The organism is Streptomyces odonnellii (assembly GCF_000981895.1).
Lineage (GTDB): Bacteria > Actinomycetota > Actinomycetes > Streptomycetales > Streptomycetaceae > Streptomyces > Streptomyces odonnellii.
The window spans coordinates 1-8,887 of record NZ_LATD01000260.1 but is presented as its reverse complement, the minus strand read 5'-3'; the positions used below and the strand labels follow the sequence as shown (position 1 = coordinate 8,887).

The following is an 8,887-nucleotide window of genomic DNA, read 5'->3' as shown; positions in this document are numbered from 1 at the left end:
GCCCTGTCTTCAAAGTCCCGTCTGCCCGGCGACGCCTGGCACGCACGCTCGCCGCGTTGTCGGGATCATCCAAGTACGTCCAGTACAAGGACGACCCTCCGCCTTGCGATCGCACGCACCAGACGCCGCCGGGCCCGCCCTTCGGGCGGACGACGCTACTTTGAAGACACGCCCTAGGGCCTGTCGTTTGGATCTTGCTGGGCTCGCGGCCCCTGGCACCGCGCCTCGCCGCGTTGTCGTCGGTCGCCTACTCCCCCACAGCCTTAAGGGCGTGGGAGGTACCCCCTCCGCGTGGACTCCCTCCTCCGCCTTGCGATCCACGGCACCAACGCCGACATCAGCCGCTCCCGCGGCGGGCGCTCCCTGATCCAGCCAGACCCAAACGAAAGACCCTAGCTGCCGGTGCTCCCGTACGGACGCGCTCCTACCAGCGCACCGGCAGCTCGCGCACACCGCGGATCAGCATTCCCGGCAGCCAGTCGTACGGTCCCGCCGCCGGGTCGAACTCCAGCCCGGGGCAGCGCTCCAGCAGCGCGCGCAGCGCGATCCGGCCCTCCAGCCGGGCCAGCGGCGCGCCGATGCAGAAGTGGATGCCGTGCCCGAAGGCGAGATGTCCCGGGCCCCGGCCGGGGGTGCCGGAACGGCGGATGTCGAAGGTGTCCGGGTCGGGGAAGCGGGCCGGGTCGCGGTCCGCCGAGGCGAGGGCGACCAGGACCGTCCTGAGGGCCGGGATCTCCGTGTCGCCGTACGAGACGGGCTCCGTGGTGAACCGTACGGTGCTGGTCTCCACCGGCCCCTCGTACCGCAGCGTCTCCTCGATCGCCCCGTCGAGCAGGCTGAAGTCGGCGCGCAGCGCGGCGAGTTGGGCGGGGTGGTCGAGCAGGGAGCGGACCGCGTTGGAGATCAGGTTGACGGTCGTCTCGTGCCCGGCGATCAGCAGCACATAGGCCCAGGCTCGCAGTTCGGCCGCGGAGAGCTGGTCGCCGTCCTCGGCGCGGGTGCGCAGCAGTGTGGAGAGCAGGTCGTCGGCGGGCCCGGACGCGCGCTTGTCCTCGATGAGTTCGTCGAGATACGCGCAGAGTTCGACGGTTTTGTCGCGCTGGCCGGTGGGTGTGGTGGGCGCGACGATCTCATTGGTCCAGGCGCGGAAGGTGTCCCGGTCCGCGTACGGCACGCCGAGCAGCTCGCAGATGACCATGATCGGCAGCGGGAAGGCCAGCGCGTCGAGAAGGTCGGCCCGCCCCTTGGGGACCATCGCGTCGAGCAGATCGTCGGTGATCCGCTGGATGCGGGGGCGCATCGCCTCGACGCGGCGCGGGGTGAACTCGGGGGCGACCAGTTTCCGCAGCCGGGTGTGGTCGGGCGGGTCGAGGGTCAGCACATGCGGGCCCATGATCGCCTCGTCGGCCGACTCGTACCCCATGGTGGCGAGCGCCTTGGACAGCCGGGGGTCGGCGAGGGCCGCGCGGCCCTCCTCGTATCCGACGACCAGCCAGAATTGGTTGCCGTCCGACGCCCGCACTTCGTGAACGGGGCCCGCCTCCCGCAGCTTCGCGTAGTACGGATAGGGATTGACGTTGAAGTCCGGGCCGTAATCAGCCAGTTCGATGACCGCCATCCGGCCAGCGTACGCGGCCCTCACCCGGGCCACCATCCTCGATGGCCGGATCCGCGCCCTGCGCCAACCGGGCGAACCGGACAGGGCGTTGCGGCCGTTCTGCGCAGAACCTAGACGCTTCGGCCCCGGAGACGGCGCATACCGTCCTCCGTCAGGGAGCCGAAGAGGCGGAGCCGGGAGATGCCGCCGTCGGGGTAGATGTCGACGCGTACCTCCGTCGCGATCACGGGGGCCGGCAGGGCGAAGCGGTGGTTGGTGTCGGGCTGGAGGCGGGTCCTGGGCAGGATCTGCCTCCAGTCGCCGGCCGCGCCGTCGCGTACGGACAGCGCCGCCCAGCCGGCCGCGTTGCCCTTCAGATACGCCGTGTCGATCTCCGCCGCGCGGATCTCGGCCCGTTCCACCAGCCGGTAGTGGATCCAGTCGTTGCCCTGGTCCCGGCGCCGGCGGGTCTCCCAGCCCTCGTCCATGGAGCGCGAGCGGCCGGGCAGGATGGTGTGGACGGGGGGCGAGTAGAAACGGTCGGAGGCGTCCTCCACCCGGCCGCCGTTCTCCAGCGCGACGAGGTCGAACGTACCGAGGACACCGAGCCACTCCGGATCGGGCGCGACCTCGCCGTACACCCGCAGCCGGGCGATCCCGCCGTCCGGGTGCTGGTTGACTCGGAGGTGGGTGAAGCGCCCCTCGGCCGCGACCACGAAGCCGTTGGCGGCGTGGCCGCCGATGACCGTACGGGGCACCAGCGCCGTCCATGTCACCTCCTTCGCGAGCAGGTCCTCGGGCGACGGGGAACCCGGCAGCGAGGTGCCCTCGACCGAGACCGCCCGCGGGTAATTGCCCCTGAAATGCGCGGTGTCGACGACGATCCCGCAGATGGTCCCGGGGGCGCCGAGCCTGACCAGCGCCCAGTCGTGGTCCTCGGCGGCGGGGTACGGGCGGTCCGCGCCGGCGCCGCGTCTGCGCCGGGTCTCCCAGCCGTCCATGATCTTGCCCTTGTGCCCGAAGCGGCCGGGCTCGAACTCGGCGCGTTCCGGCTTGAGCAGATTCTCGCGCTCGGCGAAGAACTCGTCGTTGGCGGCGATGACTCCGGCCCCCAGCCGCCGGTCGGCGAGGTCGGGGAGATAGGCGAAGGGGAAGTCGGCGGTGCGGTAGTCGGCGTACGGATCGCCGCCTGCGTACGGCAGGGCGTCACCGGTGAAGGAGGGAGGGCGCGCCTGGGATTCGGGCGCGGGATCGCAGCGGGTGGACGGGTCGGGCGCGGGTGACGGGGCCGACGGGGCTTCGGACACGGTCAGTTGTTCCTTTCGCGGTCAGTCGTTCCTTCCGAGCAGCCGGCCGGAGGGTTCGGCGAAGACACCGTCATGGACGATCCGGTCGCCGCGCAGCCATGTCGATCTGACGACCCCGTACAGACGCTTCCCCGCGTACGCCGTCACCCGGTTGCGGTGATGGAGCGCCGCCGGGTCGACGGTGAAGGTCTCGTCCGGCGCGAGCACCACGAAGTCGGCGTCCCTGCCCGCCTCGATGGCGCCCTTACGGCTCAGCCCCGCCAGCGCGGCAGGACCCGACGACATCCAGCGCGCGACATCCTCCAGCGAGTGGCCGCGGTCGCGCGCCGCCGTCCAGATCGCCGGAAGGCCGAGCTGGAGCGAGGAGATTCCGCCCCAAGCAACCGCGAAATCGGGGGACTTGAGATCGGGCGTGCAGGGCGAGTGGTCGGAGACGACACAGTCGATCGTGCCGTCGGCGAGCCCCTGCCAGAGCGCGTCCCGGTTGGCGGCCTCACGGATCGGCGGGCAGCACTTGAACTCCGTTGCCCCGTCCGGGACTTCCTCGGCGGTGAGGGTCAGGAAGTGCGGGCAGGACTCGACGGTGATCCGTACCCCCTCGCGCTTCGCCGCGGCGATCAGCGGCAGCGCGTCCGAGGACGAGAGATGCAGTACGTGTACCCGGGCGCCGAGCCGTTTCGCCCACTCGATGAGGCTCTCGATCGCCGCGTTCTCGGCGGCGCGCGGCCTGGACGCCAGGAAGTCGGCGTACGCGGGACCGCCGCGCCGGGGTGCCGCGGCCAGTTCGCCGGGGTCCTCGGCATGGACGATCAGCAGTCCGCCGAAGCCCGCGATCTCCGCCAGCGAGCGCCCGAGCTGTTCCTGGTCCAGCTCGGGGAACTCCTCCACGCCCGAGGGCGACAGAAAGCATTTGAAGCCGAAGACCCCGGCGTCGTACAGCGGCCGCAGATCCTCGGTGTTGCCGGGGATCGCGCCGCCCCAGAAGCCCACATCGACATGCGCCCGGGTACGGGCCACCTCCTGCTTGGTCCGCAGGTGGGCGACAGTCGTGGTGGGCGGCAGGGAGTTGAGCGGCATGTCGAGCAGGGTGGTGATCCCGCCGGCCGCGGCGGCGCGGGTGGCGGTGCGGAAGCCCTCCCACTCGGCGCGCCCCGGATCGTTCACATGGACATGGGTGTCGACCAGCCCGGGAAGTACGGCATCGTCCCCGGCGTCCACCAGCCGCGCCCCTGCCGGAACCTCGGCACCGTACGGCAGGACGGCTTCGACGCGTCCGCCGTCGACGGCGATCGAGGCGGCACGGGTCCCCTCGGGCGTGATGACGCGCGTCGAACGCAGAACCAGGCTCACCCCGGACATCGCTGTCGGCACCTCCGCCATCTCTGCCCCTCGGATCTGCCCCTCGAACGAGAATTCAACGAACTGTTGAAGGAGTCTTCACTCCGGGCCCCGGCCCGTCAAGACCACATTTCCAGGGACTAGGCCCTGTCCGGCGGATCTTCGCGGGCCCGCGACGCCCGGCACGGCACCTCGCTGCGTTGTCGGAGTCAGCCGAGTACGCCCAGTACGAGGCTGACCCTCCGCCTTGCGATATACCGCACCAGACGCCGCGGCCTGATCCCCGAAGATCCACCGGACAGGACCTAGCCCATCCGGGACGCCGCCGCGCTAGACTTATGGACTTCCATAGGGTGGAATTCGCTTTTCACCAAGCAGAACGCGGCTCGCTCAAGCGGGGGCCGCGAAAGGATCAAGGAGGCTCCGGGCAGGACCCCGAGAAGAATCGCCCCGGTAGGCTGCTTGCCTGTCCTCGCCCGCCCCGAAAGGACCGTTGACGTGCCGTCGTCCAGCGCCAGCACCACCGACGCCGCCAAATCAGCCGCCGCCAGCGGCGGCGTCCAGTCCCTTGAGCGCGCTTTCGACCTGCTCGAACGGATGGCGGACGCGGGCGGCGAGGTCGGGCTCAGCGAACTCTCCGCCAGCAGCGGGCTGCCCCTGCCCACGATCCACCGGCTGATGCGCACCCTGGTCGCCTGCGGCTATGTGCGCCAGCAGTCCAACCGGCGGTACGCGCTCGGCCCCCGGCTGATCCGGCTCGGCGAGTCGGCGTCGCGGCTGCTCGGCACCTGGGCCCGGCCGTATCTCGCCCGGCTGGTCGAGGAGACCGGCGAGACCGCGAACATGGCGCTGCTGGACGGCGACGAGATCGTCTATGTCGCGCAGGTGCCGTCCAAGCACTCGATGCGGATGTTCACCGAGGTGGGCCGCCGGGTGCTGCCCCACTCCACAGGGGTGGGCAAGGCCCTGCTCGCGCACGCCCCGGCGGAGGAGGTCCGCGCCCTGCTCGCGCGTACGGGCATGCCCGCCGCCACCGAGAAGACGATCACCACTCCCGAGGGCTTTCTGGCGGCCCTGGAAGTGGTGCGCAGTTCGGGGTACGCGGTCGACGACAACGAGCAGGAGATCGGGGTCCGCTGTCTGGCGGTGCCGGTCCCCGACTCCCCCACGGCGGCGGCCATTTCGATCTCGGGCCCGGCGGGCCGGGTGACGGAGGAGGCCACAGAGAAGATCGTCCCGGTGCTACTGGAGGTGGCGCGGGACCTGGCGGAGGCGCTGGCGAACACGTCGCCACAGTCGTAAGAGCCACGCGGCAACGCCGTAACCCTTGCCGGGAGGGGCACTAGCGCGGCCCCGGCACGTCCCCGAACAGGTCCACCGCGTTCCGTACGCTCATCAGCGCGGGACCGAGCGCGCTGACCGAGCCGATCGATCCCACGATCAGCAGCAGCGAGCGGCGCATACGGGCGATCTCGGGAGCGCCGCCCGCCACCATCGCGGCCAGCGCCGCCAGTTCGTCCTCGGCGATGGCACGGTCCCGGAACTCGACCGGGTAACCGGCCAGCTCGCGCCGGAGCCGGGAAACGGCTCCGTTCAGCGCCGCCAGCCTCGGGTCCTCGCCCTTCTCGGCCACCGGCGTCTGCCCCACACTCCGCAACAAAGCTTCCCCCTCATTCCCCTCGTGCCCGCACTTTTTTGTGTAGGGCACATCTTCGCGCTGATATTCCGATCCCAGGACGGTGGTCAGGCGCCAAGGTTCGCGGGCAAGTTAACGCCATCGCGCGCGGTAGGCGCCACTCCGCGGACGGAAAACGGCGGGAATGCGAACCGAATGCGAACGGAACACCTGTTGATCACTCGGGTCCGGCCGTCCGGCGCACCGCGCGGGGACGCGACATCTGCTGTATGCAGGGCCCATGCCAGGCGGAGACAACGAGGAGACAACGACATGACAGGCCCGCGTGACGCCACGCGGCACGGCGCCGTCGCCGGGCTGCTGCTCGCCGCGGGCGGTGGCCGAAGACTGGGCGGCCGGCCGAAAGCGCTGCTGCCCCACCGGGGCCGCCCGCTGGTCGAACATGGAGCGCGGGCCCTGCGCGAGGGAGGCTGCGGTCCGGTGCATGTGGTGCTGGGGGCGGCGGCGGACGAGGTACGGCACCGGGCCGAGCTGCCCGGATGCGTACTGGTCGACAATCCCGACTGGGCCGACGGCATGGGATCGTCCCTGCGCGCGGGACTCGCCTCACTGGCCGGTGCGGACGCGGGCGCGGTCCTCGTCCTGCTGGTGGACCAGCCGGGGATCGGTGCGGCGGCGGTGTCCCGGCTGCTGGCCGCGCCGGCCGTCGTACGGAGTGGTCCCGACGCGCTCGTGTCCGCTTCGTACGACGGCCGGCGCGGCCACCCCGTACTGTTCGGCGCCCGCCGGTGGGCGGAGATCGCGGCGGACGCGCGGGGCGATCGCGGGGCGCGCGGCTATCTGCGGACACACGAGAGCGAGATCGTTCTGGTCGAGTGCGGGGATGTCGCGCAGGCGTACGACATCGACACGGAGGAAGATCTGTCTCATCTGGAGTGAGCGGGGCGCGCCGCGAGCACCTGGCACCCGGCGTCATGATCTGTCGACCCTGAGATTCTCGATGTCAACAGACCATTGAACTTCCACCATGAGAAAACTAGTATCCACAGGTCAGAAGCGCCCATTCCCCCCACCCGGCGCCCACGACCGTATCCCGGTGCCACGGCACCGCGTGCCGTCCGAGGTGCCCGGCGGCCGCCGGGCACCGCCCGTGAAGGAGTGACCGTTCATGTCGTCCGCACCCGCGCCGTCACCGGCCATCGTCGACGCCGAGCCCCTGCCCCGGCAGGACGAGGTACTCACCGACGCCGCCCTCACCTTCGTGGCGGAGCTGCACCGGCGGTTCACCCCTCGCCGTGACGAGCTGCTCGCCCGCCGCGCCGAGCGCCGCGCGGAGATCGCCCGTACCTCCAGCCTGGACTTCCTGCCGGAGACCGCGGCGATCCGCGAGGACGAGAGCTGGCGCGTGGCCCCCTCGCCGGAGGCGCTCGACGACCGGCGGGTGGAGATCACCGGGCCGACCGACCGCAAGATGACCATCAACGCGCTGAACTCCGGGGCCCGGATCTGGCTCGCGGACTTCGAGGACGCCCTCGCCCCCACCTGGGAGAACGTCGTCCAGGGCCAGCTCAATCTGAAGGACGCGTACGCCCGCCGCATCGACTTCACCGACCCACGCTCCGGCAAGTCGTACGCCCTCAAGGACGCGGACCGGCTCGCGACCGTTGTGATGCGCCCGCGCGGCTGGCATCTGACGGAGCGTCATCTCCAGGTGGACGGGGAGCCGGTGCCCGGCGCGCTCGTCGACTTCGGCCTGTACTTCTTCCACAACGCGAAGACCCTGATCGAGCTGGGCAAGGGCCCGTACTTCTACCTCCCGAAGACGGAATCGCATCTGGAGGCCCGCCTCTGGAACGACATCTTCGTCTTCGCCCAGGACTACATCGGCATTCCGCGGTCCACCGTGCGCGCGACCGTGCTGATCGAGACCATCACCGCGGCGTACGAGATGGACGAGATCCTGTACGAGCTGCGCGACCACGCCTCCGGGCTCAACGCGGGCCGCTGGGACTATCTGTTCTCGATCGTGAAGAACTTCCGTGACGGCGGCGCCAAGTTCGTACTGCCCGACCGCAACGCCGTCACGATGACGGCCCCGTTCATGCGCGCGTACACCGAACTGCTCGTCCGCACCTGCCACAAGCGCGGCGCACACGCCATCGGCGGGATGGCGGCGTTCATCCCGTCCCGCCACGACGCCGAGGTCAACAAGGTCGCCTTCGAGAAGGTCAAGGCCGACAAGGACCGCGAGGCGGCCGACGGCTTCGACGGCTCCTGGGTCGCCCACCCCGATCTGGTACCGATCGCGATGGCCTCCTTCGACGCGGTCCTCGGCGACCGCCCGAACCAGAAGGACCGCCTGCGCGAGGACGTCTCCGTCGCCGCCGGCGATCTGATCGCCATCGACTCCCTCGACGCCAGGCCCACTTACGAAGGCCTCCGCAACGCCGTCCAGGTCGGCATCCGCTACATCGAGGCCTGGCTGCGGGGCATGGGCGCGGTCGCGATCTTCAACCTGATGGAGGACGCGGCCACGGCGGAGATCTCCCGCTCCCAGATCTGGCAGTGGATCAACGCGGGCGTCGAATTCGACCACGACGGCCGGACCCTGCGCGCCACCCCGGAACTCGCCCAGGGCATCGCCGACGCCGAACTCACGGCGATCCGCGCCGAGATCGGCGAGGAGGCCTTCGCGTCCGGCACGTGGCAGGAGGCCCACGACCTGCTGCTGACGGTGGCCCTGGACCCCCACTACACCGACTTCCTCACGCTCCCCGCCTACGAACGGCTCCGCGGCTGACGGTGTGTGTGCCGGCGCCTCAGACTTCCTTCGCCGACGGGAGTCTGGGGACGCTGGTGATGAGGCGGCGGGTGTAGGGGTGGGTGGGGGTGCCGAGGACCGCGGGGGTGTCGCCCTGTTCGACGATGCGGCCGCGTTCCAGTACCGCCGTACGTTCGCACAGGGCCGCCACCACCGAGAGATCGTGGGAGACCATCGCGATGGTGAGG

The 8,887-nt window shown here is 70.7% G+C and carries 8 protein-coding genes; 3 read left to right on the top strand and 5 right to left on the bottom strand.

Annotated features, from left to right (window positions below; all coding sequences use genetic code 11):
* Positions 1-424: 424 nt before the first annotated feature.
* The 3 genes from WH07_RS23295 to allB form a co-directional block, all read right to left on the bottom strand.
* Positions 425-1,618 carry a cytochrome P450 family protein gene (locus WH07_RS23295; protein ID WP_046503396.1) on the bottom strand — a complete coding sequence of 398 codons (1,194 nt, stop codon included), beginning with the start codon at positions 1,616-1,618 and terminating at the stop codon, positions 425-427.
* Between the two features lie 110 nt (positions 1,619-1,728).
* The gene (gene alc, locus WH07_RS23290) at positions 1,729-2,799 is read right to left on the bottom strand and encodes an allantoicase (protein ID WP_046503402.1); all 1,071 of its coding nucleotides are present in this window, start codon (positions 2,797-2,799) and stop codon (positions 1,729-1,731) included.
* Between the two features lie 126 nt (positions 2,800-2,925).
* Positions 2,926-4,263, bottom strand: a complete 1,338-nt coding sequence (gene allB / locus WH07_RS23285; protein ID WP_046503399.1) for an allantoinase AllB — start codon at positions 4,261-4,263, stop codon at positions 2,926-2,928.
* 477 nt (positions 4,264-4,740) lie between these two features.
* On the opposite strand from allB, the gene WH07_RS23280 reads away from it, so the two are divergent.
* A complete protein-coding gene (locus WH07_RS23280; RefSeq protein WP_046503393.1) occupies positions 4,741-5,544 on the top strand; it encodes an IclR family transcriptional regulator in 804 nt (267 codons plus the stop codon).
* A gap of 40 nt (positions 5,545-5,584) precedes the next feature.
* Here the strand turns inward: WH07_RS23280 and WH07_RS23275 are convergent, their stop codons facing one another.
* A complete protein-coding gene (locus WH07_RS23275; RefSeq protein ID WP_046503391.1) occupies positions 5,585-5,902 on the bottom strand; it encodes a DUF5955 family protein in 318 nt (105 codons plus the stop codon).
* A 288-nt stretch (positions 5,903-6,190) separates the two neighbouring features.
* Here WH07_RS23275 and WH07_RS23270 point away from each other — a divergent pair, with 288 nt between their 5' ends.
* Both WH07_RS23270 and aceB read left to right on the top strand, forming a co-directional pair.
* Positions 6,191-6,817, top strand: a complete 627-nt coding sequence (locus WH07_RS23270; RefSeq protein ID WP_046503388.1) for a nucleotidyltransferase family protein — start codon at positions 6,191-6,193, stop codon at positions 6,815-6,817.
* Positions 6,818-7,046: 229 nt separating this feature from the next.
* The gene (gene aceB, locus WH07_RS23265; protein ID WP_046503385.1) at positions 7,047-8,678 is read left to right on the top strand and encodes a malate synthase A; all 1,632 of its coding nucleotides are present in this window, start codon (positions 7,047-7,049) and stop codon (positions 8,676-8,678) included.
* 19 nt (positions 8,679-8,697) lie between these two features.
* Here aceB and WH07_RS23260 read toward each other — a convergent pair.
* Positions 8,698-8,887: ABC transporter ATP-binding protein (locus WH07_RS23260; protein ID WP_046503382.1), on the bottom strand; the 190-nt coding region annotated here is incomplete at its 5' end.

Bases quoted from the DNA above. Each gene is read 5' to 3' on its own strand.
- WH07_RS23295 (WP_046503396.1), bottom strand. From the start codon at position 1,618: ATGGCGGTCATCGAACTGGCTGATTACGGCCCGGACTTCAACGTCAAT.
- allB (WP_046503399.1), bottom strand. From the start codon at position 4,263: ATGTCCGGGGTGAGCCTGGTTCTGCGTTCGACGCGCGTCATCACGCCC.
- WH07_RS23270 (WP_046503388.1), top strand. From the start codon at position 6,191: ATGACAGGCCCGCGTGACGCCACGCGGCACGGCGCCGTCGCCGGGCTG.
- aceB (WP_046503385.1), top strand. From the start codon at position 7,047: ATGTCGTCCGCACCCGCGCCGTCACCGGCCATCGTCGACGCCGAGCCC.